This window comes from Phytohabitans kaempferiae (assembly GCF_042433955.1).
GTDB classification, from domain to species: Bacteria; Actinomycetota; Actinomycetes; order Mycobacteriales; family Micromonosporaceae; genus Phytohabitans; species Phytohabitans kaempferiae.
Map to the genome: position 1 here is coordinate 125,931 of NZ_JBHLUH010000007.1, position 26,015 is coordinate 151,945.

Here is a 26,015-nt window from a genome sequence, read left to right on the forward strand (position 1 = left end):
CCGAGCGGTGGCATTAAGTCTGCGTCGAAGCCTAGGTGCGAGAGGGACCCCGTGCGACAACTACGACAGCCGAGGTTGGCCGAGATCGTCGCGGCGAAGCTACGCGATGACATCCTGTCCGGCCGGTTGACCGAGGGCGACAGCCTGCCCCGCCAGGAGCACCTCTTCAACGAGTACCGGGTGAGCCTGCCGGCGGTCCGCGAGGCGATGCGGATCCTGGAGACCGAGGGGCTGATCTCGGTGCGGCGCGGTAACGTCGGCGGCGCGGTCGTGCACCTGCCGACGCCGATGCGCATCGCCCGCACGATCAGCATGGTCCTGCAGACCCGACAGACCACGATGAGCGACGTCAGCCTGGCCCTGCTCAACATCGAGCCGACCTGCGCCGCGCTGTGCGCCACCCGCCCCGACCGGGCGGAGACCTCGGTGCCGGCGCTGCGCAAGGCGCTCAAGGAGCAGCAGGACGCGTTCGACGACCCGGTGCAGTTCCCGATCCTGGCCCGCCGCTTCCACGAGGCGCTGGTCGCCAACTGCGGCAACGAGACGATCATCGTGATCATCGGTGCGCTGGAGACGCTCTGGACCGCGCACGAGTCGAGCGTCTGGTCGGAGGCCACACTGGTCGACGCCGAGGCCGACCCTTCGTCCCCGATGGGGCGCAGGTCGCTGCGGGCGGCCCTGCGCGACCACGAAAAGCTGGTCGACGCGATCGAGGCCGGCGACCGCGAGCGGGCAGTCCGTCTGGCCACCGCTCACCTGGCCGCCACCCGGCGCTCGAGTCTCGGCACCGTCGACGGCAACGTCAACACCAACCTCCTGGACGCCTTCGACCTGGGCTCCTCGTAGCCACGCGGTCCCCGGTGATCAAGGCTCCTCTCGATCAGCTCATTAGGAGCCTTGATCACGTCTACGCGCCGACGGCCTGGCGGCGGATCTCGTCGTCGACCAGGTTCGCGGCGGGAACGACCTCGGTGTACGTGAGCGTCCCCTTGACCGCCAGAAACATCTCCTGCATTTCGGTCAGCGTGTCCTCGTTCACGGTCAGCGTCGGGTCGAAGACGTAGAGGCCGCCGCCGCTGATCGTGGTGTCCGGCACCTTCATGAACGTCGCGAGCGCCTTGACGACCTCCGCGTCCTCGCGCCAATCGCCCTGCATCCGCTTGGCGCCGCAGGCCACCGCGGTCAGGTATTTGACACCGGTGGCACGGTCGTCCTTCAGCAGGTCGTCGCCGTAGATCACACCGGCGGTGGTGCTCGTGCCGTACGCCTGCTTGGAGTCCACAATGGCCTTGCCGGCGCCCTGCTCGACCGCCTGCTGGGTGTACGGCGCGATCAGCATCGCGCCGGCGATGCTGCCGTTCTTGAGCGCCGGCACCATGTCGGCCACCGCCAGCGGCACCAGCTCGACGTCGGCGAACGTGAGGCCACCGGTCGCCAGGGACTTGCCGAGCAGGTAAGAGGTGGCGGTGCCCACACTGCCGAGCACGGCGACCCGCTTGCCCCGCAGGTCCTGCACGGTCCCGATGCCGCTGCCGCCGAACAGCGCGCTGGGCGGGTCTTCGCCGGCCGGCGTGTTGATCGAACCCAGCGACGCCACCATCTTGAGGTTCGCGCCGCGGGAGACCTGGTTGAACAGGCCGGCCGACGGGGAGCCCACGTACGCGTGGATCCGGCCGTTGGCGAGGAACGCGATCGCGTCCGCCGGGTTGTTGATCGGCTGGAACTTGATCTGCAGCTCCTGCTCGGCGTAGCAGCCGAGGGCGTCGGCGATGAACGCGGGTGCCAGCGAGGCGCCCGGGATGTATCCGACCTCCAGAGTCTTGGGTCCGGTCGTGCCGCCCGGCGGTTCCTCGTCGTCGGAGCCGCACCCGGCGAGCACACCGAGGGCGAGGATCGGCACAAGGACAGCGGCGTGGAGACGGCGTACTCTCATGCCGGCGTTCTTCCTTTCGTCGGTCAGCGGTTCCAGGGGGTCAGCAGCCGCTCGACGCCGCGCAGCAACAGGTTCGCGAGGACGCCGATGAGCGAGATGGAAACGATGCCGACGTACATGTGCTCGGGCACGCCGAGGTTCCAGGAGTTCCATACCAGAAACCCGAGTCCCGCGTCGGCCGCCACGAACTCGGCGCCCACGATGACGATCACCGCGAGGCCGGAGGCCAGGCGCAGCCCGGTCAGCATCTGCGGCAGTGCCGCCGGCAGCGTGATGTGCCACAGCGTCGCCGCGAACGACGCCTTGCAGGAGCGGCCGACGTCAAGGTAGCGGTGTGAGACGCCGTGGACCGCGTCGATCGTGCTGATCAGCACCACGAAGAAGCAGGTGAGCGCGACGAGCAGTACCTTGGTGGTCTCGCCGAGGCCGAACACGAGCAGCAGCAGCGGCAGGATCGACAGCTTCGGGATCGTGTATAGCGCCGAGATTGTCGGCTCCAGCGCGGCACGCAGCAGCGGCCAGGAGCCGATGGCCAGTCCGAGGAGGAGCGCGCTGAGGCTGCCGGTCACGTAGCCGATGGCGATGCGTCGCAGACTCGCCCCGACCGCCTCCGGGTACACCCCGTTCGCGATGATGTCGCCCCACGCCGACACGATCACGCTCGGCGCCGGGAAGTAGTTGTTCTCCAGTACGTCGCGACTGGCCAGCATCTGCCAGACGGCGATGAGCACGACGGGTACGGCCACCGCCAGTCCCCGTTCGAGCAGCCGCCGCCGGCGGGCGTACCCGCGCGGGTCGCGCTCGACCGGGCCGGGGGTGAGCGACCGCCAGGTCCGCTCGTCGACGGTGGTCGCGGGCTCGTATGTCGTGCCGGTCATGCTGGTTGCAACTCCCTGCGCAGCCGGTGCCAGATGTCGTCGCGCAGCTTCGCGAAGTCCTCCGACGAGCGGATCCGGTCCGGGTCGCGGGGCCGGGGGAACGGCACGTCCACGACGGTGGAGATCCGGCCGGGTCGGGCGCTCATCACCGCGATCCGATCACCGAGCAGCAGCGCCTCGTCGATCGAGTGGGTGACGAAGACGACCGTGCTGCGGTTGGCCTGCCACAGCTCCAGCAGCTTCTCCTGTAGCAGCAGGCGCAGCTGCGCGTCGAGCGCCGCGAGTGGCTCGTCCATCAGGAGCAGCTCGGGGCGTACGGCAAGCGCGCGGGCGATCGCCACGCGTTGCTTCATCCCGCCGGAGACGGTGTCCGGGTACGCGTCGGCGAAGGCGGCGAGGTCGAGCTGAGCGAGCCAGTGGTCAGCGACCTCGCGCGCCCGGGCCCGCCGGACTCCGGCCTGTAGCAGCGGGAACATCACGTTGTGCCGGATCGTCTTCCACGGGAACACCGAGTAGTCCTGGAAGACGACGGCCGACAGCGTACGGCTCGGCTCGTCATGGCGGATGCGGACCACACCACTGGACGGCCGCTCCAGCTCGGCCACGATGCGCAGCAGGGTGGTCTTGCCGCAACCGGACGGGCCGAGCAGGCAGAGGAACTCGCCGTCGCGCACGTCGAGCGTGATGCCGGACAGGGCCTCCACCGAACCGGCGCGCGTGGAGAAGACCTTGCCGACGTCGCCGATCTCGACTTTGACAGCGGGCTCAGCCACGACCAGCCTCTCGGTCAACGAATGTAATGATGTAGAAGATAGATGTCATAGTCATGAAACACAAGGTGTCGAAAGCGCCTGGACGGTGGCTCACAACAGTTCGTCGGCCGCCCGGGTCTCGATCGCGTACGCCTCGGCAAGCGTGCCGCGTACCCCTTCGCCGACCGCCCGCTTGATGGCGCGTACGGCGGCCGGCGGGTGTGCGGCGATCAGCTCGGCGATGTCGAGCGCCCGGTCCAGCGCGGTGCCGGCCGGGACCACCTCGCTGACGTAGCCCCACTCCCGCATGCGTTCCGCGCCGAACCGCGCGCCGGTCAGCAGCACCTGCATCGCGGCCGCGTATCCGATCTGGCGCGGCAACCGGGCGACGGTGCCGCCGCTGGCCATGAAGCCGCGGCCCACCTCGGGCGTGCTGAACTGTGCGGTGTCGCCCGCGATACGGATGTCGGTGGCGCCGACGAGTTCGAACCCGGCGCCGAAGCAGATGCCCTCGATGGCGGCGACGACCGGAAACGGCAGCACCCTGTCGCGCAGGATCGCGCCGTGGATGTCGCCCCACAGGTGCTCGGGCAGCTCGCCGCCGCGCAGGGCGGCGGCGACGTCGTCCGGAAACGTCTTGAGGTCGGCGCCGGAGGAAAAGTCCCGTACACCGGTCACGACCGCGACCCGGGCGCCGTCCGCCGCGACATCGCGCCAGGCCCGCGAGAGCGCCCGGAACCCGGGCAGGTCCAGCGCGTTGCGGCGGGCCGGTTTGTCGAGCGTCACCAGCGCCACGTGCGGCCGGGGCGTCTCGACCCTGATCACGGCTTGGCCACCGGCCGGGTCACCGAGTTCGTACCGCCGAAGCAGAACTGGCTGCGCCCGGCCTTCGCGCCGACGACGAAGAACTCGAAGCAGTCGGCCGACGGGTTGACCGTCACCGGTGTCTCGGGTGCGTCGAGCAGCCACCGCAGCTCGGGGTGGGAGATCTCGAACGCCGGCATCGACTGGTTGAGCATCACCTGACGGAACGGCAGCTTGGTACGCCGGTGGATGGCCTCGCGGATCTCGGCCGGCCCCCAGCCCGCGTCCGCGAAGGCCGCCGCGTGGTCCGGCGCCATCAGCAGCATGTTGGAGAACGCGCCGTGGAACGGGTAGCCGGCCGACAGCGGCGCGTCCTTCTTGATGAGCCACGCGCCCGCGGACGGGGTGCCGACCGCGTGCGCGGTCAGCGTCGACCAGCTCTCGACGAGCTTGTCCGGATCGGAGTTCTGGAAGTCGAAGAACTCCGTCATTCCATAAGGGACGTTGACGGTCACGGTGGACTGCTCGCGGGCGAAGCCCTGCTGGACCCGCCACGGCTCCCACGGCGTACGCTCCTCGTTCTCGGCCACGCAGGCGGAGAACTTCATCGGCGTACCGATCGTGTCCATGTCGGTGATGCCCGGGTACGACAGGCCGACGTTCATCATCACCAGCCGCAGCGCCCGGCCGATGGCGACGTTGACCTCGGAGATCGAGCCCGGTCCCAGCGCGCAGATGCCCCGGTTCATACCGATCTCGTCCGCGATCGGCCCGGATACGAGGATCAGCGGCGCCTGCGGGCCAGTGGACATCGCCCACGTGCGCAACCCGATGGACGGGTCGAGCACGCACTCCATGACCGCCATCAGCACCGGCATCGCCTCCGGCCGGCAGCCCGCCATCACCGCGTTGGCGGCGATCTTCTCGACGGTGCCGATGCCGAAGCCGGGAGCGAAGTCGCCGACCTCGTGTGCGCCGTCGAGCCCGGACGCCTCGACCATCGCGGCCACCTTGCGTCGCGTCGGCGGCACGAGCGGCAACCCGTCGCTCCAGCCGTTGGCCACGAACCGCCGCTGCATCGCGTCGAACGCGTCCATCAGATCAGCGCCGTCGAAGTGCAGCTCCGGCGCGCCCTCCAGCACCATCGAGTCGAACTCGGGCAGCACGTCGTACACCGCGCGCGGCGTCGTGAGCAGCTCGACCAGCTCGTCGAACGAGTCGTCGACCATCGTCCGGATCTCGTCGGTGCCCTTGTTGGAGAAGCAGTCCGGCACGATCAGCGGGCAGGCTTCGGGTACGCCGAACGTCTTCGCGCTGAACCGGGCGTCCTCGTCGAAGATGGCGGCGGTGTAGCCAATTGCCGGCACCCCGCGCCGCTCGACCTCGCAGAGGTCGCGCACGAGCCAGCTACAGCAGCTGCCGCAGTCGGCGGTGGTGGCGACCACCGCGTCAACCTGCCGCTCGATGAACGCGAGCTGCTCGTCGTCGAGGTAGCGGGTGGTGCCGCCGAGCGCGCCGGTCAGCTCGACGAACGTGACGCCGGTGAACCGCTCCGCGATCAGCTCCCGGGCACGGGCGAGCGCGTCGAGCCCGTTCTGCTTGCCGTTCCAGTACAGCGCGACCGTGGCGCCGTCGAGGGTGGCCGGCCGGGGCGCGGGCGGGAACCGGTCACCGCCGGCGTGCGAGCGCGGCGTGGCCACCGGGTTGACGATCGTCAGCGTCTGTGTCGACGGCGCGGCCTGAACCCGCGGCTGCGTCTGGGTCACGGCAGTACCTCCACAACCAACTCGGCACCGGGACGGCGACGCCCCAGGGTTTCGGACATCAACTGGTGCAGCTCCTGCTGTGGCAGTACGCACACGTCGTCCTGGCAGTCCGGGCCGGCGTTGCCGGGCCGGTAGCCGACGCGCAGCACCTCGCCTTCGCTCTCCAGGAGCACGACCTGGCCGCCGTCGCGGCGGACCATCCGGTCGAACTGGGCGACGATCTCCGCACCGAGGGACGTCAGTGACATGGTTCCTCCTGTCGTCGACCTAATCTAGGAACCTAGTCTTGACCTCGCCATCAAGTCAATGTTTCTATCATTGCCCTGTTAGGAGGTCCGCATGTCCGACGACGCGCTGATCCGTTCCCTACTCGGCCGAGCCGCCCACCTTGCCGACGAAGGGACACCGGAGGACTACCGGGCGCTCTACACGCCCGGCGCCATCTGGACGATGGGCGAGAGCACGCAGACCGGTGTCGAAGAGATCATCGAGGCCACGCGACGACGGCGCGCCCAGGGCGTCAGCGGTCCCGGCACCGGGACGCGGCACTTCGTCACCCCGATGCACGTGACCGTCGACGGAGACAGCGCGACCGCCGTCTCGTACTTCCTCTTCCTCGGCGACACGGCCAACGCGCCGGCGGTGAAGCTGTTCGGCGTCTACACCGACGACCTGGTGCGGACGGCGGACGGCTGGCGGATCAGCCGGCGCGTCAGCCGGGCCGGATGACCGCGCCGCTACGCGGGATCGGTGAACCGGTGCACGGCGGACCAGGCCACGACCTGCTCGATCCGGCGCGGGTAGCCCTTGCGCAGCCGGCGACCGAATTCCTCCTCCAACTCGCGCATGAACGCGCCCGCCCGCCCCGGGTCGCGCGCGGCGACCGCCTCGTGCACCGCGCGCAGCCGGCGCAACACCTCCAGCCGGTACGGCTCGTCGGGGACGAAACCCGAGCTGTTGACGACCGCGCGCAACGCCGGCGACAGGATCACGAACAGCTCGTTGTGGCTGCTCGCGGCCAGGTGCCGCCAGTACCGCTCGTACGCCGCGGCGAACTCCGGGTAGGAGCCGACCACGCCCTCGATCGTGTCGAGGTCGGCCGCCATCCGCGCCACCTCCTCGTCGGTGGCGTTCTGGGCGGCGAGCTCGGCCATCCCCGGCTCGATCGCCACCCTGGCATCGAGCACGGCGCGCAGCGGCGCCCCGCCGAATTGCAGCAGCAGCGCGATCGTCGAGGCCAGGTGCTGCCAGCCGGGCGCCACGATCTCCGGGCCTCCGCCCGGACCAGGCCGCATGACGATCACGCCCTGGGCCTCGAGGAACCGCAGCGCCTCGCGGTAAGTGCCGCGGCCGACTCCGTGCCGGCGCATCGCCTCCGCCTCCGGCAGGTAGCGGTCGCCGGGCCCCATGCCGTCTTCGGCCATGGTGGCCACGATCTGGCGGGCCACCTCGAGCGAGAGCTTCGGGCGGCGGCCGGCGTTCGCCGTCGGATCGCGCATCAGCAGATGGTACGGGGGCGGTAGTGAACGACATCGGCATCGTCCGGCTCTCGCATGTCGGGTTCGCGGTCGGCGACATCGACGAGTTCCGGGGTACCTGGGGAGCCGCGCTCGGGATCACGTCCTGGGCCGTACGCGAGATCACGCAGGAGCCGGGGACGACCAAGCTTCGCGGCGCGGTCGCCGGGCCGGCGTTCTCGCGCATCGCGTTCGCCCGGCTCGCGGACACCTCGGTCGAGCTGGTCGAACCGCACCACGGCGAGACGCGCACCGCGCTGTGGCTGGCCGAGCACGGCCCCGGCATCCACCACCTGGCGTTCTGGGTCGCGGACCTGACGCGGGCGCTGCACGCGCTGGGCGACTCGGTCGAGGTCACGTACTCCCCGGTCGACGTCGCGTCGGCCGCGATGATACGCGGCACCGGCGCATTACCCACAGTGGACGATGTTGCCGGGTTCTGGGCGTACACCGAGCACCACGCCGCGGACGTGCCGTGGTGCCTGGAGCTGCTCGACGCCCGGCGCGCCGGGACGCTCCGCGCGACGTTCGGCGACCACCTCGTCTACCCCGACACCCCGGCGACGCGGCTCCCGGCGGACGCGGCATGACCGGCGAGTCGCTCGACGCGCTGCTCGCGGCCGCCGCCGCCGACGCCGCGGACGTCACCGCGCTGGTCTGCGGCCCGCGCCGCTACACGTACGCGGAACTCGACGCGGCCGTCCGCGCGGGCGCGGCGGCGTGGCTGCGCGACGGCCTCGCACCCGGCGACCGGGTCGCGGTCTGGGCCGCGAACACCGCAGACTGCGCGGTCGTCATGCTCTCGGTGATCGTCGCCGGCGGTGTGCTGGTGCCACTCAACCCCCGCTACACCGCCCGCGAGGTGGGTCAGCTGCTGCCGAGAGTGCGCTGCCGGTACGTGGTCGCCTCCGCGCACACCGCCGACCGGCGGCTGGCCGACGAGGTGCTGCCGATCGCGGGCGACGCCACCGTGGTCGTGATCGACGGCGAGCCCGGCGCTGACCCCGACCGCGGCACGCCACCAGCGGGCCCGCGGCACTGGGCCGAGCTGGTGCGCGGCGCTGGACCGGGCCAGGCGGCCCAGCCGTCGCCCCTGGCGGCGATCCAGTTCACGTCCGGCACCACCGGCCGGCCCAAGGGCGCGCTGCTGAAGCAGGCGCCGATGATCGGCACCGCGCGCACCTGGGCGCGCGTGGTCGGCCTGAGCCGCGGCGACCGGTACCCGGTGCTCTATCCGCTGGCGCACGTCGGCGGTTTCAAGACCGGGCTGGTGTCGTGCATCCACGCGCGGGCGACGATCGAGCTGTTGCCGGTCGTGTCGGCCGCGGGGATCGTGACGCTCGTCCGGGGCGGCGGGGTCACCGTGCTGAACGCCCCGCCGACGGCGCAGGCGTACGTCCTCGCCGCCCGGCGCGCCGGCGAGCTACCCGGGGACCTCGGCATCCGGACCGCGGTGATCGGTTCGGCGGTCGTCGCGCCAGAGCTGGTCCGCGGCCTGCTGCGCGACGTCGGCGTCGGCGACGTGGTCATCGGGTACGGGCTCACCGAGGCGACCGGTGTGTGCACGATGACCCGTCGGGGCGACCCGGTCGACCTTGTCTGCGGCACGATCGGGCGGCCCATCGACGGCGTCCGGGCGCGGGTGCACGCGCCAGGGCCGGACGGGGTCGGCGAGTTGGAGGTAGCCGGCTACAACGTGATGGCCGGCTACCTCGATGATCCACAGGCCACCGCGGACGCACTGCGCGACGGCTGGCTGCGCACCGGAGACCTGTGCCGGATCGGCGACGACGGCTACGTCCGGCTGGCCGGCCGGGCCCGGGACCTGGTCATCGTCGGCGGGTTCAACGTCTACCCGGCCGAGGTGGAGAACGCGCTCGGTGAGCATCCCGCCGTACGGGAGGCGGTGGTCGTGGGCGTGCCGCACGCCCGGCTCGGCGAGGTGCCGGCCGCCTACGTCGTTGCGTCCGATATGGACAGTGAGGCGCTCGCGGCATGGTGCCGCGAGCGCCTGGCGAACTTCAAGGTGCCCCGCCACATATGGCTCGTGGAGGACCTGCCGCGTACACCGCACGGCAAGGTCGCCCGCGCCGAACTCGCCGAACGGGCCGCCGCTACCGCGCCAGCCGGGCGCGCAGATCGGCCACCGCCGCCGTGAACGCGGGCTGCCGCATCGACCACTCCTGGTGGATCTGCTCGACCTCGGCGGCCATCCGGGGGTCGGTGATCGCGCGGCTCAACCGCATCGTGGACTTGGCCCGCCGGACCACCTCCGGCGCGCGGCGTACGACCTTGCGGGTCAGGCGGCGCACCTCGGCGTCCAGGCCGCCGTCGGGCACGCACCGCCAGACCAGACCGCTCTCCTGCGCCTGGCGCCCGGTCAGCGTGTCACCGAGCAGTACCAGTGCCGCGACGCCTTGGCGCCCGACGCGCTGTTCGAGCTTCCACAGGTGGCCGCCGCCGGGGTGGATCGCGAGGTCGAGGAAGCGCGGGTCGAACGTCGCGCTCTCCGCCGCCACGGCCACGTCGCAGGCCAGCACGAAGCTCACGCCCGCGCCGATCGTCGGGCCGTGCACCGCCGCGACCACCGGTACCGGGAGCGCTTCGAGCGCACGGAAACCCGCATACACGCCGATCGGATCCTCCGCGGGCGTACCGAGCGCGTGGACGTCGCCGCCGGCCGCGAAGACCGGTCCGTTGGCGCGCAGCACCGCGACGCGTACCTCCGGATCCTGGCCGACCTCACCGCACGCCGCCGCGAGCTGCGCGACCAGGACGGGGTTGAGACTGTTGCGGCGCTCCACGTCGTCGAGCGTGATCCAGGCGACGTGGTCGGCGACCTCGACGGTCACAGCCCGGTGTTCCGGCACGGCGTCCCCTCCTGCTATTCTATGAAAGATAGAGAGTATAGCTATGAAAGATATATATCATAGCGTCGGAGGATCATGGACGTACAGTTCAGCGCCGAGCAGCGCGCGTTACGCGATGCCGCGGCCAAGCTCGCCGCCGAGCTCGCCGGCCGATGGCACCGGGGGCGCGGGCCGGCCGACGTCGACCCGCCGGTCCCCGACCCGGCCGCCTGGGCGCTCGTCGTCGACGCCGGCTGGCTGGCGATGGGCCTGCGCGAGGAGCACGGTGGTGCCGGTGCGAGCGCGGTCGACCTGGGGGTCGTGGCCGAGCAGCTCGGATATCACGCGGTGCCGGCGCCCGTGCTGGGCACCATGATCGCGGCCGCGCAGCTCGAAACATCCGGCGCGCCCGCCGCCGTCTTGGAGGACGTAGCCGCCGGCACGCTGCGGGTCGCACCGGCTCTCGACCCCGACCTGCGGTCGCTGGCCGGCGACACCGACCGCGGCGACGCGCTCGCGTGGGACGCGGCCGGCGCGCAGGCCGCGCTACTCCCCCACACCGGCCGGTTGTACGCGCTGGGCGCACCGGTTCCGTACGCAGACCTGACCCGCGCGGTCCGGCCGCTCGGCAAGCCGCGTCCCGAGTCCTTCGAGCCGCGAATCCCGGACGCGGACACCGGCGACCGGCTGACCGCACTCGCGCTGAGCCTGCTGGTGGCCGACCTGCTCGGCACCATGCGGGCGGCGCTCGACGCCGCGCTCGCCCACGCCCGGGCACGCCGGCAGTTCGGTACGTTGATCGGTGCCTTCCAGGCCGTGCAGCAACTGCTCGCCGACGCGCACGTACTGGTCGAGTCCAGCCGCACCGCCGCGTACCGCGCCTGGTGGGCGGTCGACGCGCTGCCGGGGGCGGAGGCGCTGCGGGTCGCCAGGGTGGCCAAGGCGTACGCGTCACGGTCCGCGGTCACCGTGTGCGAGACCGCGGTCCAGGTCTTCGGTGGCATCGGGATGACCTGGGAGTCGCCGGCTCATGTCTGGCTGCGCCGCGCGCACGCCGACCGGCTCGTGCTGGGCAGCGAGCGACAGCACCACGCGGTCCTGGCCGGCGGCTTCGCCCCGGCCGGCAACGCCTCCGGGACGGTGTGACGATGGACTTCTCCGACGACCCCCAGGTGACGCGGTTCCGGGCCGACCTGCGCGCGTGGCTCACGGCCAACCTCGACGCCCACCGAGGCGAGACCGGATACCACAGCGCGGAGGCACTGGAGAACACCCAGCGCTGGCACCGCGCACTAGCCGCCGCCGGCTACGTCGGCGTGTCGCTGCCGGCTGAGTACGGCGGGCGTGGCCTCCCGGACCGGTACGAGGCGGTAATCAACACGGAGCTGGCGCTCGCGTCCGCGCCGCCGCCACCGCCGATCGGGCACCTCGCCCACGCGCTGGCCGACTTCGGCAGCGACGACCTCAAGGCGCGTACGCTGCCCGCGCTGGTGGCCTGCACGCAGATCTGGTGCCAGGGCTTCAGCGAGCCCGGCGCCGGCTCCGACCTGGCGAGCCTGACCACGACCGCGCACGCCGACGGCGACCGCTTCATCGTGAACGGGCAGAAGATCTGGACCAGCGGCGCGATGTGGGCCGACTGGTGCCTGCTGTTCGCCCGCACGGAGCCCGACCAGCCGAGGCACCGCGGGCTGTCGATGCTCGTGGTCGACATGACCTCGCCCGGCATCGACCGGCGCGAGATCACGCTGGCCAGCGGGAGCCGGGAGTTCGCCGAGGTGTTCTTCGACGGCGTCGAGGTGCCGGCGGCCAACCTGCTCGGCGCGCGGGGGCAGGGCTGGACGATCGCGATGCACCTGCTGACGTACGAGCGCGGACCAGCCGACATGGGCTGGGTCGGCCGGCTCGGCAACGTCGTCGCCGGCGTCCGCTCGGCACTCGCCTCGGGCGACCTCACCGCCGATCGGTCCACTGTGGAGCGCCTGGCGGCCGCCGCGGCGGACGTCGAAGTGCTCGGCTGGCACGTCGAGCGATCGCTGGAGAGCAGAGGCTCCGCCAACAGCTCCGCGGGATCGGTCGACAAGCTGCTGTCGACGAAGGTCGAGCAGAACCTCTACCACGTACTCGTCGATCTGCTCGGATCGTCGTTCGTGCTCGGCGGCCCGCAGCCCTTCGGTGACTACCTCTGGTCGCGGGCGCAGTCCATCTACGGCGGCACCGAGCAGATCCAGCGCCAGATCGTCGCCGAACGGGTGCTGGGCCTGCCGCGCGCCTGACCCCGCGCCCCGCCCGTGATCGAAGCTCCTTCGCAGCAGCTGATCTGCTTGGAAGGGGGGAGCTTCGATCACGGGGCCGGTCAGCTGCGCGGCAGCTCGCGCCAGGGGCGGCCCTTGAACGGGTCCGGCTCCTTGGGCAGGCCCAGCACCCGCTCGGCGATGACGTTCTTGTTCACCTCGGTGGTGCCGCCCTCGATCGTGTTCGCGCGGCTGCGCAGCATCCCGCGCACCTCGGCCGGCATACCCGCCCAATACTCGTCGGGGGTGGCCGCGGAGCCCGGCCACGCGATCGCGTCACCGCCGAGCAGGTCCGCCGCGGCCGCCTGGATCCGCTGGTTGAGGTCGGTGCCGTGCACCTTGCCGATCGAACTCTCCGGCCCGGGTGGCAGGTTGCCCGCCAGCCGCGCTCGGATCCGCTGGTTGGTCCAGGTGCGCACCTGCTCCTCGCACCACAGCCGGACAATCCGCTCCCGGGTCACCGGGTCGTCCCAGCCACCCGGCAGCCCACCGGCCGACCGCGCGCGGGCCAGCCGTACCAACTGCGAGGCGCTGCCGCCGCCGATCCGGTCGACGCCACCCGAGCCGGAGCCGGAGACCATCTGCCGCTCGCCGCGCAGCGTCGCCTGCGCGACCGTCCACCCGGCGCCGACCTCGCCGACCCGCCGGCTGTCCGGCACCCTCGCCCCATCGAGGAACACCTCGAAGAACTCCGCCTCGCCGCCGATGTGGCGCAACGGCCGCACCTCGACACCGGGCTGGTGCATCTCGACGAGGAAGTACGTGATGCCCTGATGCTTGGGCACGTCCGGGTCGGTGCGGGCGAGCAGCACGGCGTAGTCCGCGCGGTTGGCCCAGGTCGTCCACACCTTCTGCCCGTCTACGACCCAGCTGTCGCCGTCGCGCCGGGCCCGCGTGGCAAGCGAGGCGAGGTCGCTGCCGGAGCCGGGCTCGCTGAACAGCTGGCACCAGATCTCCTCGGCCCGCGCGATCGGGCCGAGGAAACGGTCGCGCTGCTCGGGCGTGCCGTGCGCGAACAGCGCCGGCGCGGCCAGGTTGAGCCCCAAGGGGTTCAGGCGCGGCAGGTGGTACGGGCGCAGCACCTGCTCGGCCGCGCTCGCGACCGGCCGCCGCCAGCCAAGACCGCCGTGCCGGACCTCCCAGGCCGGCACGACGAGGCCGGAGCGGCCGAACGCCGGATACCACTCCTGGTACTCCGCGACCGCGCGCATCGCCCGCACGGCCCGCGGGCCACCACGCTCCCCGGCGTCCCGCCAGGCCTTCGGCACGGTGGCGGCCACCCACTCCCGGACGGCCGCGACGGCGGTGTCCACGTCGACGTCCGGCCCAGTCGGACCGGCCAGTTCGCTGCGCACGCTCACGCCCGTCCTCGCTTCGCCGCGGGCGGGCACGAGGCTCCAACCGCACCGCGCCTGATGATTCGCTCGCTCATGAGTCCTCCTGGTCAGCGGCCGGAGCCGAGGCGACGGCCGCCGCGCGGGCGTCGGTGAGGCCCAGCTCCAGCGCCCGCCACAGCGCCCGCTTCACGGCCTGGTTAGCGGCGGCGTCGTTGCTGGCGATCGCTTCCGCCAACCGCTGCGCGTGCTCGGTCAGCACGTCGCCGTCGACGACCTCGCTGACCAGGCCGAGCTGGCGGGCGCGCTCGGCGTCGAGCCGCTCATGCGCGCCGATCAGCGCGACCCGGGCAGCGACCGTGCCCGCGCCGCGCCGCGCCAGCCCGATCGCCTCCCAGGCGCTGGCCTGCCCGACGCTCACGTGCGGGTCGACGAACGTCGCGTGCCGGGCCGCGATCACCACGTCGGCGTCCACCACGAAGTGCAGGCCACCTCCGGCGCAGACACCGTTGACCGCGGCCACGACCGGGGTACGGACGCCGAGGTGCCACCCGGTCAGCCGCAGCGCGGCGTCCCGGGTGCGGCGGCTCTGCTCGCGCAGGCTCTCCCGGTCGCGGGCCAGCGCCGCCACATCGAGTCCCGTGTGGAAGGCACGGCCGGTTCCGGTCACCACGATGCACCCGACCTCCGGGTCGGCGTCCAGCTCGCGCCACGCCCGGGGCAGCTCGGCCATCATCACCGCGTCCATCGCGTTGCCGACCTTTGGCCGGTCGAAGACGAGCCAGCCCACCGTGCCGCGGCGCTCGACCACCAGGGTCTGCCACACCGCCGTACCACCTCTCTCGACCCCAGCATTGCTATCTAGTATAAGATAACAAAGAAAGCCAACCGAAGGAGCGGCGCATGGTCGTGGACGAGAAGGCACCTCCACGCATCACTGACGAAGGCGTGGCGGCGCTGCGGGCGCGGATCGGCATCGCCCAGCCGAACCCGGTTCCGCCCCACTACCTGCGCCCGGGCACTGACACGTTTCGCATCGTCGCCCGGTCGTACGGCGACGACAACCCGCTGTGGTGCGATCCCGCGTACGCGACGGCCTCCCGGTGGGGTGAGCCGATCGCGCCGCCCCCGATGGTCGGCGGCGACAGCATCGTCGGCGAGGACGTGCTCACCGCCGACGACCTGGCCCGGCAGCACGAGCTCAAGGGCGATCCGCTGCGCGGCGTCCACGCCTTCTACTCCGCGTGCCTGCGCGAGTGGTGGGAGCCGCTGCGCGCCAACCACGGCGTACACCGGCGCAACGCGCTCGTCGGCGTGCTCGACAAGCCCAGCGAGTTCAGCGGGCGCGCGGTGCACGAGTGGAACGCGAACGTCTTCGCCGACGCCGACGGCACGCTGCTGTCCGGCCAGTACCGGCTGATGATCCGCACCGAACGCACCGAGGCCCGAAAGCGCAAGAAGAACGAGAGCGTCGCCGTCGAGCCGTGGACCGACGAACAGCTCGCCGAGATCGACGCCCAGTACGAGGCCGAGAAGCCGCGCGGCGCCGAACCACGCTGGTTCGAGGACGTCGAGGAGGGCGACGCGATCGACCCGCGGGTCAAGGGTCCACTCACGGTCACCGACATGGTCGTCTGGCACACCGGCATGGGCATGGGAATGTACGGAGTCAGCGCGCTGCGCCTCGCGTACCGCAACCGCCGGCGCATCCCCCGCTTCTACCACCGCGACCCGCTCGGCGTGTGGGACGCGATGCAGCGCGTGCACTGGGACCCGGAGTTCGCCCGCCGGTCCGGCAATCCGTCCACATTCGACTACGGGCGGATGCGCGAGACCTGGATGATCCACGCGTGCACCGACTGGATGGGCGACGACGCCTGGCTATGGAAGCTGCGCGTGGAGTTCCGCCAGTTCAACTACGTCGGCGACGTCCAGTGGATCACCGGCCGGGTGGTACGCAAGCACCTGATGACCGACGCCAACGGCGTACACCCCGCGGTGGACCTGGAGCTGGCCGCGACCAACCAGCGCGGCGAAATCACCGCACCCGCCTCGGCCACCGTGCTGCTGCCCAGCCGCGAGCACGGACCGGTGCGGCTGCCCGCGCCGATCGGTGGCGCGCGCACGCTCGACGAGGCCCTGCGGGCCGCGATCACCCACTTCGACCGCACGTGAGCCCGCCCGCCCCTTCCGGCCCGCTCCACGGGACCCTCGTCGTCTCCATGGAGCAGGCGGTCTCCGCACCGTACGCCACCCGCCAGCTTGCCGACCTCGGCGCCCGGGTGGTCAAGGTGGAGCGCCCGGACGGCGGCGACTTCGCGCGCCACTTCGACACGTACGCCAACGGCACCGGTGCGCACTTCGCCTGGGCCAACCGCAACAAACAGTCGCTGACGCTCGACGTCAAGGCGCCCGCCGGCCGGGCGGTGCTCGACGCGCTGCTCGCCCGCGCCGACGTGTTCGTGCACAACCTCGTTCCGGGCGCGGCGCCTCGGCTGCGCCTGGACGGGGCGAGCCTTCGCGACGCGTACCCCGGGATGGTGGTCTGCGAGATCTCCGGGTACGGCACCGGCGGGCCGTTCGGCGACCGCAAGGCGTACGACCTGCTGGTGCAGGCCGAGGGCGGGCTCGCGGCGATCACTGGCAGCCGCGACCGCCCGATCAAGCCGGGCATCGCGGTGGCCGACATCGCAGCCGGCATGTTCGGGTTCTCCACGATGCTCGCCGCGCTGCTGCACCGTCAGCGCACCGGCGAGGGCGCCACGCTGGAGGTCTCGATGTTCGACGCGCTCGCCGACTGGATGGGCTATCCGCTGGTGGTCCGCAAGCACGGCGCGACACCCGACCTCACATCGGGCATGAGCCACCCGGCCATCGCCCCGTACGACGCCTACCCGACCGCCGACGGGCGGCTGCTCGCGGTCAGCGTGCAGAATGACCGCGAGTGGGTACGGCTGGCCACGGCCGTGCTCGGCCGCCCGGAGCTCGGCACCGATCCTCGGTATGCCACCAACGAGGCCCGCGTCGCGCACCGCGGCGACATCGACGCCGCACTCGGCGCCGTGCTCGCGAGACTCGACAGCGCGACCGCCGTCGACCTGCTGCACCGGGCCGGCCTCGGTGCCGCGCTCGTCAACGACCTCGACGAGGTCGCCGACCATCCCCAGCTCGCCGCGCGGGACCGCTGGCTGACCGTGCCGGCACCGAAGGGACCGGTGACCGCGCCGCTGGCCCCGCCGGTCACCTCCGCGTGGCACACCCCGGCGGGCGCGGTGCCGGCACTCGGCGAGGACACCGACGCCATACTGCGCGAGCTCGGCTACGACGACGCGGCCATCGCCGACCTGCGCGCGGCGGAGATCGTGTGAACCCGGGAGCGACCATGACCGTCACCTCCGAAGAGGACCTCGAGGAGTTCCGCGACAGCGTGCGCGGCGCACTGTCCGAGGCGAGCACGTCCGCCAAGGTACGCGCGGCGATGGCAACCCCACGCGGTTGGGACGAGCGGACCTGGCGGTTGCTCGGCGGGCAGCTCGGACTGGCCGGGCTCATGCTCCCCGAGGACGCCGGCGGCGCGGGGCTGGGCCTGGCCGAGCTGTCCGTTGCGATCGAGGAGTGCGGCGCGCACCTCGCCTGCGCACCGCTGTTCGCCACCGCGGTGCTCGCGGTGCCGCTGCTGCTCGCGGTCGAGGACGCCGCGCAGCTGAAGAGGTACGGCCCGCCGATCGCCGGGGGCCGGCTGACCGCCACGGTCGCGCTCGCCGAGGCCGGGGCCCGCTGGGACGTCGCGACCATGGCCACGACGGCGACCCCGGACCGCGACGGATGGCGGCTCGACGGGACCAAGCACCACGTGGTCGACGGCGCCGCCGCCGACCTGGTGCTCGTCGTCGCCGGCACCGAGGACGGTCCGGGGGTGTTCGCGGTCGAGTCCGGCGCGCCCGGGCTGCGCCCCGAACCGCTTGTCACGCTCGACCAGACCCGCAAGATGGCGCGGCTGCACCTGGACGGGGTACCCGCGAAGATCGTCGGGGCGCCCGGCTGCGACGCCGCGCTGGCCGCGGCGGCCGACATGTCGCGGACGCTGCTCGCCGCCGAACAGACCGGCGTCGCCCAGCGCAGCCTCGACACGGTTGTCGAGTACGTCAAGACGCGCATCCAGTTCGCCCGCCCGATCGGCTCCTTCCAGGCGATCAAGCAGCGCCTGGCCGACGCGCTGATCCAGGTCGAGTCAGCCCGCTCGGGGGTCTACACGGCGGCCCGCTCCACCGGGGCCGACCTGGCCCGCAACTCGCGGCTCGCCGCACTCGTGGCTGCCGAGGCGGCCACCTGGATGACCGCTCAGGCGATCCAGCTGCACGGCGGCATCGGTTTCACCTGGGAACACGACGCACACCTGTACTTCAAGCGCGCCCGCGTGAACGCGATCCTGCTCGGGACCGTCGGCGAGCACGTCGCGGCGCTGGGCGCCATACTCGACCACGAGATCAGCTAGGAGACGCATGGGTACGTACGAGACGCTCAAGCTCGAGCGGCAGGGCCGCGTCGGTTGGCTGGTGCTCAACCGGCCCGAGGCGCTCAACGCGATGAACAACGCGATGCGCGACGAGCTGGCCGACGCGTGGCTGGAGCTGGACGCCGACCCCGAGGTGCGGGTGATCGTACAGACCGGCGAGGGGCGGGCCTTCCAGACCGGTGCCGACCTGCGCGAGATCGCCACCGACGGGCAGGGCTTCGAGCGCTACAAGGACAGCATGGTCGACTTCGATCTGCACTTCACGTCCTGGCACCAGAAGGTGAACAAGCCGGTGATCGCCGCGGTCAACGGCGTCTGCGCCGGCGGCGGACTGCACTTCGTCGCCGACGCCGACATCGTGATTGCCGCGAGCGACGCGACGTTCTTCGACCCGCACGTCAGCGTCGGCCAGGTGACCGCGATCGAGATGATCGGACTGGCGAAGAAGATGCCGTTCGAGGCGGTGATGCGCATGGCGCTGGTCGGCTCGCACGAGCGGCTGACCGCGCGGCGCGCGTACGAGCTGGGCATGGTCAGCCAGGTCGTCGACCCGCCGGAGAAGCTGCGCGAGGCGGCGCAGGAACTGGCCGAGAAGGTCGCGCGCAACTCGCCGGCCGCGATGGCAGCCACGAAGAAGGCGCTGTGGGCGGCGCTGGAGCTGGGCCTGACCGACGCCTGCCGGGTCGGCGCGCAGCACCTCGTCAGCGTGTGGGGCCACCCGGACCAGACCGAGGGCCCGCAGGCGTTCGTCGAGAAGCGCGAACCCCGCTGGAAGGTCCGCTAACCCTGGTCGAAGCTCCGTCCAAGCAGCTATGGAGTTTCCGAGTCGAGGCGTCGCGCCGCCGGGCCTGGTGTTGCGTGTTGGGGAAGCTATCGAGCTGGGCGCACCGGTGCGCCCACAGCTGGCCGGACGCCGGGATACGCGACTCGCGGCGTGGACGCCGGGCACGGTGGTTGCCGCGCCGGACCTGGCAGGTGTGTGTGGGCGATTGTCGGGGACATAGCCCCTTCAAACCGGCAGCAAGGGGCTATGTCCCCGACAAAGCCCCTTGTCCGGGCTGACCAGGCGGGGAGGCGGTCCGTCCGCGGCACCAATTGACCCCAGAGAGTGAACTCTTCGCCACGCACGACCGGACCGCCAAGACCGCGAGCAATCCTCGCCCCCAAACACCTCGATCGATCGTGGGGCCGCGGAGGGTGAGGCTGCGGGAGCAGCGGCCGCGAGCACGACGGGCATCGCGGCAGCTCCCCTGTGCCACACCAAAATCCAACCGCAAGGGACAGCGCGAACCTCCATCGCGAAAGATCTCTATATAGAGCTTTCGGGATCGACGTGGTTTCGCGCCACGCTGACCGCTGGCGATCGTTACCCCAAGACCACGCAGATCGTGGGAGTTAGCTGCCCGTACAGGGGCAGCTACGTACCATGATCTGCTCGGAGCAGCCGATGGGTGGAGCTTTGAGCACGGGAGCGGCTAGCTGGTGGCGCCGCCGTCTACGACGATCTCGGCGCCGGTGCAGTAGCTGGCGGCGTCGCTGGCCAGAAACGCCACCACCTGCGCGATCTCGTCCGGTGACGCGGCGCGGGCCAGCGGCTGCCGGGAGAGGTCCAGGCTCGCCGCGTCGATCATCGGAGTGTCCACCACGCCGGGGCACACGCAGTTGACCCGGATCCCCCGCGGGCCCAGCTCCTGCGCCGCGGACCGGCTGGCGCCGCGCAGGCCCCACTTCGTCGCCGCGTACGGCAACGCGCCGCCGAAGCCCCGAACGCCGGCGGTGGAAGCGACGTTGACGATCGCGCTGCCCGGACGCATCACCGCCGCGGCGGCGCGCATCCCGTAGATCGGCCCCAGCAGGTTGATCTCGGTCATCGCCTGGATCTCCGCGTCGGTCCACTCGGTCAGCGGCGCCTTGCGCCAGACGCCGGCGTTGTTGACGAGTACGTCCAGCCCGCCGTGCCCGGTGACGGCGGTGTTCACCACGCGCTCCCACGCCTCGCTGTCGGTCACGTCCAGCGGCAGGAACGGCGCCCCGATCTCCTCCGCGACCTTTGCCCCGGCCCGCTCGTCCCGGTCGGTGACCACCACGGTCGCGCCGGAGCGGGCGAACAGCCGCGCCTCGGCGGCGCCCTGCCCACTGCCGGCGCCCGTGATGATCACGACCCGGCCGCTCAACCCGACAGGGCCGGTCACCGGGCGCCGCCGAAGCGACGGGTGAGCACGAATCCCTCGTACCCACCGGCGGCGACCTCCGCGCAGATTCTGCGGTACGCCCCGAAACCACCGAGGTACGGCATGAAGACCCGCGTCTTGCCATCGATGTTGGCGCCCATGTACCAGGAGTTCGCCCGCGGGAACAGCGTCGCCTCGGCGGTCTCCGTCACGTGCGCGGTCCACTTCTCGGCGGCGTCGGCGCGGGGCTCCACCTCGTCGATCCCCTCCCGCCGGCACATGTCGACCAGGTCGACCACCCAGTCCACCTGCTGCTCGGCGTGCATGACCATGTTGGCCAACACCGACGGGCTGCCCGGGCCGTTGAGTACGAACAGGTTCGGCAGGCCGGGAATGGTCAGGCCGAGGTACGTCACCGGGCCGTGCCGCCAGGCGCCGGCGGCCGTGTCGCCGCGCGGGCCACGGATGTCGATGCGGGTCACCGCCCCGGTCATCGCGTCGAACCCGGTGGCGTAGATGATCACGTCGAACTCGTACCGCCCGGCGGTGGTGCGGATCCCGTCCGGCGTGACCTCGGTGATCGGTTCACGGCGCAGGTTCACCAGATTTACGTGCGGCAGGTTGAACGTCTCGTAGTAGCCGGAATCCGTGCAGATGCGCTTCGTGCCGATCGGATGGTCGGTGGGCACGAGCTCGTCGGCCACACGCGGGTCGGCCACGGTCGCCCGGATCTTCCGGACCACGAAGTCACGGGCCAGCTCGTTGAGCTTCTCGTCGACCATCTGGCCGTCGAACGTCTTGGCGAACAGCACTCCCCCGGTCCGCCAACGCTCCTCGAACGCCGCCTCACGCTGCTCGGCGGTCAGCTCCGACGCTGGGCTCGGGTGGCTGCGGTGCGGGGTGCCGGCGCCGCTGTCCCAGGAGACACGGCGCCGCTCCGGGTACTCGCGCTCGATCCGCTCCCGCTCCTCTGGCCCGAACCGGCGGATGTCGACCGGCACGCTGAAGTTCGGTGACCGCTGGAAGACCGTCAGCCGCGCGGCCGCGCGCGCCAGGATCGGGATCGACTGGATGCCGGACGAGCCCGTGCCGACGACCGCCACCCGCTGGCCGGCGACGTCGACCTCGTCCGTGGGCCACCGCGCGGTCAGCAGCGTACGGCCGGCGAACGTGTCGACGCCGGGTATGTCCGGCAGCACCGGCTGGGACAGGCTGCCGGTGGCCAGCACGAGGAACCGCGCCGCCGCGACCGTGCCGGCGTCGGTACGCACCCGCCAGCGCGCGGTCACCGAGTCGTACGCGGCCGCGACGACCCGCTCGCCGAGACGGACGTACCGGCGCAGCCCGAACCGGTCCGCGACGTGCTCGAGGTACGCGAGGATCTCCGGCTGGGTGGCGTAGTTCTCCGACCACTTCCAGTCGCGTTGCAGGTCGGGGTCGAACGAGTACGAGTAGTCGACGCTCTCCACATCGCACCGGGCACCGGGATAGCGGTTCCAGTACCAGGTGCCGCCCACGCCGCCGCCGGCTTCGAAGCACTGGACGGTCAACCCGGCCCGAGCGCACCTGTGCACGGCGTACAGCCCGGCGAACCCGGCGCCGACAACCGCCACGTCAACATCCACCGGCCACCTCGCGGGTCAGGTCGCGCACGTCCGACCAGAGAACCGCGCGGGCCGAGGCGCCGGCGGTGAACGGACCGATCGTCGCGAATCCGTGGAACATGTCGGGATACTCGCGCAGCACCACCGGTACGCCGGCCGCGCCGAGCGCCCGCGCGTACGCCACGCCTTCGCCGTGCAACGGATCCAGCCGGCCCAGCACGACCACCGCGGGCGGCAGCCCGGCAAGGGTCGGCGCGCGCAGCGGCGCGACCAGGTGGGCCGGCTCGGGCAAGCCGTCACCGAGATACTGCCGCCAGTACCACCGCATCGCCTCGGCGGTCAGGTAGTAGCCCGTGCCATGGCTGGCGTACGTCGCCGACGCGCAGTCGGGGTCGATCACCGGGTAGAGCAGCACCTGGCCGGAGAGCGTCGGCCCGCCGCGGTCCCGGGCCAGCGACGCGGCGACCGCAGCCACATTGCCGCCGGCGCTGTCGCCGACGACCACCAGCCGCCCACCGAGCGTGCCGGCGGCCCAGACCAGTGCGGCGTACGTGTCCTCGGCCGCGGCCGGGGCGCGATGCTCGGGCGCGCGGCGGTAGTCGACCGAGACGACCGTGGCGCCGGTGCCGCGTGCCATCGACCGGCAGAACGAGTCGTGACTGTCCACATCGCACAACACGAACCCACCGCCGTGTGCGAACACGATCGTCACCGCCGGGTCGGCCCGGTCCACGCCGTGCGGCTCGTAGACCCGTACCGGCACGCCGCCGGCGAGCACGTCACGCGCCGCCCGTACATCCTCGAGGTTGGCCACCGGCTGGACCCGGGCGGCGACCGCCGCGCGGGCCTCCAGCGGATCCATCCGCTCCACGGGCGGGAAGCCCTCGTCGAGCAGACGCAGCAGGTTCGCGACCTCCTGGTCGTACATCTACGACCGCTCCGCCGGCGCGGGGTCCTGCGCCGGCCCGGCGGTCGGGACGCGGCCCATGCACACGTCCTTGAGCCGGTCCAGGTCGTCGATCCGGTCGACCGGCGAGCTGAGCGTCACCTTCCCGATGTCGAGCACGGTCACGTGGTCGGCCACCTCGACCGCGGCTTCGACGGCCTGTTCGACCAGCAGGATCGCGAGGCCGGACTCCTTCAGCGCGGCGACCCGCGACATCACCTCGGCGACGATCGACGGCGCGAGGCCCCCAGACGGCTCGTCGAGCATGAGCAACCTCGGTCGGGCCATGATGGCCTGCCCGATCGCGAGCATCTGCTGCTGGCCGCCGGAAAGCGAGCCGGCGGGGTGCCGCCGCTTCTCGCGCAGCACCGGAAACAGCTCGTACACGCGGTCGCAGTCGGCGTCCAGCGCGGAACGCCGTACCCCGAGGCTGTACCCACCGAGCCGCAAGTTGTCGTCGACCGTCTGCTGACGGAAGACCCGCTTACCCTCCTGCACATAACTGATCCCGGCCTTGACCCGTTTGTGCGCGGCCATCCGGTCGATCCGCTGGCCGTCGTACCCGATCCGCCCGCCGCGGACCGGGTTGAGCCCGGCCACCGCGCGCAGCGACGTGGTCTTGCCGGAGCCGTTGCGCCCGAGCAGCGCGGTCACCTTGCCGGGAAAGACCTGGAACGACACGTCCCACACGACGCGGATGTCGCCGTACCCGGTGGCCAGGCCGTCGACGTCGAGCAGCGGCGCTGTCATCGGGCCGTCCGTTCCGGAACCGCGCCCGGTTCCCGCTTGGGCGAGGTTGTGGGCGCGTCCGCGGTGGATGCCTCGCCGTGCTCCACGATCCCGAGGTACTCGTCGCGGACCCGTACGTCGGCCTCGATCTCATCGGGTGTCCCCTCGGCCAGCACCGCGCCGCGGGCCAGCACGACGATCCGGTCGGCCAGCGACAGCACGAGCCCGAAGTTGTGTTCCACCAGGATCACCGCGCACCCGGCGTCCCGGATCCGGCGGATCACCGCGGCGAGCGTCTCCACCTCGGCCTCGTCCAGGCCGGAGGCGGCCTCGTCGAGCAGCAGCACCTTGGGCTCGCGGACCAGCGCCCGCGCGACCTCGAGCATCCGCCGCTGGCCCAGCGGCAACGTGGCCGCCTCGACGTCGAAGAGGTGCTCCAGCCCCACCAGCCGTAGGACGTCGTACGCGCGGGCCAGGTCGCGGCGGCGCACCGCGCGGAACCTCGGGCCGCGGAGCACGGCGCTGAGGAAACCGGCCCTATCGGTGGTGTACCGCCCGGACACGACCGTCTCGGCGACCGACACGCCCGGTGGGATCAGCGGGGTCTGGAACGTACGTGCGATACCGAGGCGGGCGATGCGGTGCGGCGAGGCGCCGTCGATCCGGCTGCCGGTCACCGTGATCGTGCCCGAGCCGCGCCGGTAGAAACCACAGACGAGGTTGAGCAGCGTCGTCTTGCCGGAGCCGTTGGGGCCGATCAGCGCGGTCACCCGGCCCGGCTCGGCGCGCAGCGACACGTCGCGCAGTGCCCGGTTGCCACCGAACGCCTTGGAGAGCCCGTTCACCTCGAGCGCGCCTCCCTCGATCGGCGACAGGTCCACCGTCCCGCCGGCGCCGACGGCCGCCCGGTCCGCACCCGCGGCCTTCGCCACCGTCTCGGGGCTCCGGGGCCACCGGCCGGCCGCGTGGTCGAGCCGCCGGATGCCGGTACGCAGCACGCCCGCCACCCCGCCGCGCAGAAGCACGCCGCCGATCAGCAGGAACGCTCCGAAGAACACCAGCGCGTACTCGGCGAAGCTGCTGGACTGGTCGTTGTTGAACTGGACGATCGACGACCCGAAAAGCGCGCCGTATACGCTGACCGAGCCGCCCAGGATCGAGGCGGCCAGCGCGCCGGTCGCCATGTGCAGCGTGAACGCCTCGGGCGTCACGAACAGGTCGAGGTTGGCCAGCAGCGCGCCACCGAAGCCCGCCGGCACCGCGCCGATCGCATAACCGGTCAGCTTGGTGCGGAACACCGACATACCGACCGACGAGGCGAGCACGGGGCTCTGCTTGAGCACCTGGAACGCGATCCCGTGGCGGGAGGCCACCACGTTGCGGAACACCGCGAACCAGATGACCGCGACCACGACGATCACGTAGTACATGTCGTCCGGTGTCACGCGCTGGCCGAACAGGGTCGGGTCGAGCATCGTCGCCAAGCCGAGGTGGCCGCCCGTCTCCTCCTCGAAGAGGTCGACGATGTCGGGCACCAGCAGCACCAGGAAGAACGAGGTCATCGCCAGCGACCACGACCCGAGGCGCAGGCCGGGTATGCCGGTGACGATGCCGACCACCAGCGCCGCGAGCCCGCCGGCCGCGATCTGCAGCAGCAGGTCGCTGTGGCCGGCCGAGGAGAGCAGACCCGCCGTGTACGCGCCGGCCGCGTACATCGCGGCCTGCCCGATCGCGAGCTGACCGGCGTACCCGAGCGAGATGTTCAGGCCGCTGACGACCAGCGCGAGAATCAGCGTGAGCTGGACATATCGGGTCAGCTCGTACTGCGGTTCGAACAGCGGCAGCGCCAGCAGGAGGACGGCGCCCACCGCCGGAAATGCCCAGGTCGGAACCTTGCGGACAGCGCTCCACGCCGCGAGCAC

25 protein-coding genes are annotated in these 26,015 nt (G+C 71.8%); 10 read left to right on the forward strand and 15 right to left on the reverse strand.

Annotated features, from left to right (window positions below):
- The first annotated feature begins 51 nt into the window (after positions 1-51).
- On the forward strand, positions 52-846 hold the full coding sequence (locus ACFFIA_RS06395) for a FadR/GntR family transcriptional regulator (protein ID WP_377246881.1): 795 nt from the start codon (positions 52-54) through the stop codon (positions 844-846).
- Between the two features lie 61 nt (positions 847-907).
- Here the strand turns inward: ACFFIA_RS06395 and ACFFIA_RS06400 are convergent, their stop codons facing one another.
- The 6 genes from ACFFIA_RS06400 to ACFFIA_RS06425 all read right to left on the reverse strand — a co-directional run bounded on the left by ACFFIA_RS06400 (position 908) and on the right by ACFFIA_RS06425 (position 6,381).
- Complete coding sequence (locus tag ACFFIA_RS06400; protein WP_377246884.1) at positions 908-1,933, reverse strand: ABC transporter substrate-binding protein; 1,026 nt, start codon at positions 1,931-1,933, stop codon at positions 908-910.
- Positions 1,934-1,956: 23 nt separating this feature from the next.
- Complete coding sequence (locus ACFFIA_RS06405) at positions 1,957-2,811, reverse strand: ABC transporter permease (RefSeq protein ID WP_377246887.1); 855 nt, start codon at positions 2,809-2,811, stop codon at positions 1,957-1,959.
- On the reverse strand, positions 2,808-3,602 hold the full coding sequence (locus tag ACFFIA_RS06410; protein WP_377246890.1) for an ABC transporter ATP-binding protein: 795 nt from the start codon (positions 3,600-3,602) through the stop codon (positions 2,808-2,810). The genes ACFFIA_RS06405 and ACFFIA_RS06410 overlap by 4 nt, the downstream gene beginning before the upstream one ends.
- A 72-nt stretch (positions 3,603-3,674) precedes the next feature.
- Positions 3,675-4,388, reverse strand: coding sequence for an enoyl-CoA hydratase/isomerase family protein (locus tag ACFFIA_RS06415; protein ID WP_377246893.1), 714 nt, complete (start codon positions 4,386-4,388; stop codon positions 3,675-3,677).
- Complete coding sequence (locus ACFFIA_RS06420; RefSeq protein WP_377246896.1) at positions 4,385-6,133, reverse strand: UGSC family (seleno)protein; 1,749 nt, start codon at positions 6,131-6,133, stop codon at positions 4,385-4,387. Before ACFFIA_RS06420 ends, ACFFIA_RS06415 begins: the two co-directional genes overlap by 4 nt.
- Positions 6,130-6,381, reverse strand: coding sequence for a hypothetical protein (locus ACFFIA_RS06425; protein WP_377246899.1), 252 nt, complete (start codon positions 6,379-6,381; stop codon positions 6,130-6,132). Before ACFFIA_RS06425 ends, ACFFIA_RS06420 begins: the two co-directional genes overlap by 4 nt.
- Positions 6,382-6,472: 91 nt before the next feature.
- Here ACFFIA_RS06425 and ACFFIA_RS06430 point away from each other — a divergent pair, with 91 nt between their 5' ends.
- Positions 6,473-6,862, forward strand: coding sequence for a nuclear transport factor 2 family protein (locus tag ACFFIA_RS06430; protein WP_377246902.1), 390 nt, complete (start codon positions 6,473-6,475; stop codon positions 6,860-6,862).
- Positions 6,863-6,870: 8 nt separating this feature from the next.
- On the opposite strand, the gene ACFFIA_RS06435 is transcribed toward ACFFIA_RS06430, so the two are convergent.
- On the reverse strand, positions 6,871-7,632 hold the full coding sequence (locus ACFFIA_RS06435; protein ID WP_377246905.1) for a FadR/GntR family transcriptional regulator: 762 nt from the start codon (positions 7,630-7,632) through the stop codon (positions 6,871-6,873).
- 23 nt (positions 7,633-7,655) lie between these two features.
- Between ACFFIA_RS06435 and ACFFIA_RS06440 the strand changes: the two genes are divergently transcribed.
- A complete protein-coding gene (locus tag ACFFIA_RS06440) occupies positions 7,656-8,240 on the forward strand; it encodes a VOC family protein (RefSeq protein WP_377246908.1) in 585 nt (194 codons plus the stop codon).
- Positions 8,237-9,808 (forward strand): AMP-binding protein, encoded by a 1,572-nt coding sequence (locus ACFFIA_RS06445; protein ID WP_377246911.1) that lies wholly within the window; start codon positions 8,237-8,239, stop codon positions 9,806-9,808. Before ACFFIA_RS06440 ends, ACFFIA_RS06445 begins: the two co-directional genes overlap by 4 nt.
- Here the strand turns inward: ACFFIA_RS06445 and ACFFIA_RS06450 are convergent.
- Positions 9,765-10,520, reverse strand: a complete 756-nt coding sequence (locus tag ACFFIA_RS06450) for an enoyl-CoA hydratase/isomerase family protein (RefSeq protein ID WP_377246914.1) — start codon at positions 10,518-10,520, stop codon at positions 9,765-9,767. The two genes, ACFFIA_RS06445 and ACFFIA_RS06450, sit on opposite strands and share 44 nt — an antisense overlap.
- A gap of 75 nt (positions 10,521-10,595) precedes the next feature.
- Here ACFFIA_RS06450 and ACFFIA_RS06455 point away from each other — a divergent pair, with 75 nt between their 5' ends.
- Positions 10,596-11,645 carry an acyl-CoA dehydrogenase family protein gene (locus tag ACFFIA_RS06455; protein WP_377246917.1) on the forward strand — a complete coding sequence of 350 codons (1,050 nt, stop codon included), beginning with the start codon at positions 10,596-10,598 and terminating at the stop codon, positions 11,643-11,645.
- Between the two features lie 2 nt (positions 11,646-11,647).
- Positions 11,648-12,775 carry an acyl-CoA dehydrogenase family protein gene (locus ACFFIA_RS06460; protein ID WP_377246920.1) on the forward strand — a complete coding sequence of 376 codons (1,128 nt, stop codon included), beginning with the start codon at positions 11,648-11,650 and terminating at the stop codon, positions 12,773-12,775.
- Positions 12,776-12,855: 80 nt separating this feature from the next.
- Here ACFFIA_RS06460 and ACFFIA_RS06465 read toward each other — a convergent pair whose 3' ends face one another.
- Both ACFFIA_RS06465 and ACFFIA_RS06470 read right to left on the reverse strand, forming a co-directional pair.
- The gene (locus tag ACFFIA_RS06465; RefSeq protein WP_377246923.1) at positions 12,856-14,154 is read right to left on the reverse strand and encodes an acyl-CoA dehydrogenase family protein; all 1,299 of its coding nucleotides are present in this window, start codon (positions 14,152-14,154) and stop codon (positions 12,856-12,858) included.
- A 67-nt stretch (positions 14,155-14,221) separates the two neighbouring features.
- Complete coding sequence (locus ACFFIA_RS06470) at positions 14,222-14,953, reverse strand: enoyl-CoA hydratase/isomerase family protein (RefSeq protein WP_377246926.1); 732 nt, start codon at positions 14,951-14,953, stop codon at positions 14,222-14,224.
- Between the two features lie 77 nt (positions 14,954-15,030).
- Here ACFFIA_RS06470 and ACFFIA_RS06475 point away from each other — a divergent pair, with 77 nt between their 5' ends.
- Genes ACFFIA_RS06475 through ACFFIA_RS06490 form a run of 4 tightly spaced genes read left to right on the forward strand, consistent with a single transcriptional unit; the run spans position 15,031 to position 19,427 of the window.
- Complete coding sequence (locus ACFFIA_RS06475) at positions 15,031-16,302, forward strand: hypothetical protein (protein ID WP_377246929.1); 1,272 nt, start codon at positions 15,031-15,033, stop codon at positions 16,300-16,302.
- Positions 16,299-17,495, forward strand: a complete 1,197-nt coding sequence (locus tag ACFFIA_RS06480; protein WP_377246932.1) for a CaiB/BaiF CoA transferase family protein — start codon at positions 16,299-16,301, stop codon at positions 17,493-17,495. Before ACFFIA_RS06475 ends, ACFFIA_RS06480 begins: the two co-directional genes overlap by 4 nt.
- A gap of 14 nt (positions 17,496-17,509) precedes the next feature.
- Positions 17,510-18,622, forward strand: coding sequence for an acyl-CoA dehydrogenase family protein (locus ACFFIA_RS06485; RefSeq protein ID WP_377246935.1), 1,113 nt, complete (start codon positions 17,510-17,512; stop codon positions 18,620-18,622).
- 7 nt (positions 18,623-18,629) lie between these two features.
- Positions 18,630-19,427 carry an enoyl-CoA hydratase/isomerase family protein gene (locus ACFFIA_RS06490; protein WP_377246938.1) on the forward strand — a complete coding sequence of 266 codons (798 nt, stop codon included), beginning with the start codon at positions 18,630-18,632 and terminating at the stop codon, positions 19,425-19,427.
- Between the two features lie 691 nt (positions 19,428-20,118).
- Here ACFFIA_RS06490 and ACFFIA_RS06495 read toward each other — a convergent pair.
- From ACFFIA_RS06495 to ACFFIA_RS06515, 5 genes are read right to left on the reverse strand one after another with little or no spacing between them, the layout of a single operon-like run.
- Positions 20,119-20,835, reverse strand: coding sequence for an SDR family NAD(P)-dependent oxidoreductase (locus tag ACFFIA_RS06495; RefSeq protein ID WP_377246941.1), 717 nt, complete (start codon positions 20,833-20,835; stop codon positions 20,119-20,121).
- Complete coding sequence (locus tag ACFFIA_RS06500; RefSeq protein WP_377246944.1) at positions 20,832-22,439, reverse strand: flavin-containing monooxygenase; 1,608 nt, start codon at positions 22,437-22,439, stop codon at positions 20,832-20,834. Before ACFFIA_RS06500 ends, ACFFIA_RS06495 begins: the two co-directional genes overlap by 4 nt.
- Entirely contained in the window at positions 22,429-23,346 is a 918-nt protein-coding gene (locus ACFFIA_RS06505; protein WP_377246947.1) for an alpha/beta hydrolase, read from the reverse strand. Before ACFFIA_RS06505 ends, ACFFIA_RS06500 begins: the two co-directional genes overlap by 11 nt.
- Positions 23,347-24,114: an ABC transporter ATP-binding protein gene (locus ACFFIA_RS06510; protein WP_377246950.1), complete on the reverse strand. Its 768-nt coding sequence runs from the start codon at positions 24,112-24,114 to the stop codon at positions 23,347-23,349. It abuts the gene before it with no gap.
- Positions 24,111-26,015: a branched-chain amino acid ABC transporter ATP-binding protein/permease gene (locus ACFFIA_RS06515; protein ID WP_377246953.1), complete on the reverse strand. Its 1,905-nt coding sequence runs from the start codon at positions 26,013-26,015 to the stop codon at positions 24,111-24,113. The genes ACFFIA_RS06510 and ACFFIA_RS06515 overlap by 4 nt, the downstream gene beginning before the upstream one ends.

Coding starts and splice junctions, on each gene's coding strand:
- ACFFIA_RS06430 (WP_377246902.1), top strand. CDS start 6,473: ATGTCCGACGACGCGCTGATCCGTTCCCTACTCGGCCGAGCCGCCCAC.
- ACFFIA_RS06460 (WP_377246920.1), top strand. CDS start 11,648: ATGGACTTCTCCGACGACCCCCAGGTGACGCGGTTCCGGGCCGACCTG.
- ACFFIA_RS06505 (WP_377246947.1), bottom strand. CDS start 23,346: ATGTACGACCAGGAGGTCGCGAACCTGCTGCGTCTGCTCGACGAGGGC.
- ACFFIA_RS06400 (WP_377246884.1), bottom strand. CDS start 1,933: ATGAGAGTACGCCGTCTCCACGCCGCTGTCCTTGTGCCGATCCTCGCC.
- ACFFIA_RS06490 (WP_377246938.1), top strand. CDS start 18,630: ATGGGTACGTACGAGACGCTCAAGCTCGAGCGGCAGGGCCGCGTCGGT.
- ACFFIA_RS06475 (WP_377246929.1), top strand. CDS start 15,031: ATGGTCGTGGACGAGAAGGCACCTCCACGCATCACTGACGAAGGCGTG.
- ACFFIA_RS06510 (WP_377246950.1), bottom strand. CDS start 24,114: ATGACAGCGCCGCTGCTCGACGTCGACGGCCTGGCCACCGGGTACGGC.
- ACFFIA_RS06405 (WP_377246887.1), bottom strand. CDS start 2,811: ATGACCGGCACGACATACGAGCCCGCGACCACCGTCGACGAGCGGACC.
- ACFFIA_RS06455 (WP_377246917.1), top strand. CDS start 10,596: ATGGACGTACAGTTCAGCGCCGAGCAGCGCGCGTTACGCGATGCCGCG.
- ACFFIA_RS06425 (WP_377246899.1), bottom strand. CDS start 6,381: ATGTCACTGACGTCCCTCGGTGCGGAGATCGTCGCCCAGTTCGACCGG.
- ACFFIA_RS06435 (WP_377246905.1), bottom strand. CDS start 7,632: ATGCGCGATCCGACGGCGAACGCCGGCCGCCGCCCGAAGCTCTCGCTC.
- ACFFIA_RS06485 (WP_377246935.1), top strand. CDS start 17,510: ATGACCGTCACCTCCGAAGAGGACCTCGAGGAGTTCCGCGACAGCGTG.
- ACFFIA_RS06445 (WP_377246911.1), top strand. CDS start 8,237: ATGACCGGCGAGTCGCTCGACGCGCTGCTCGCGGCCGCCGCCGCCGAC.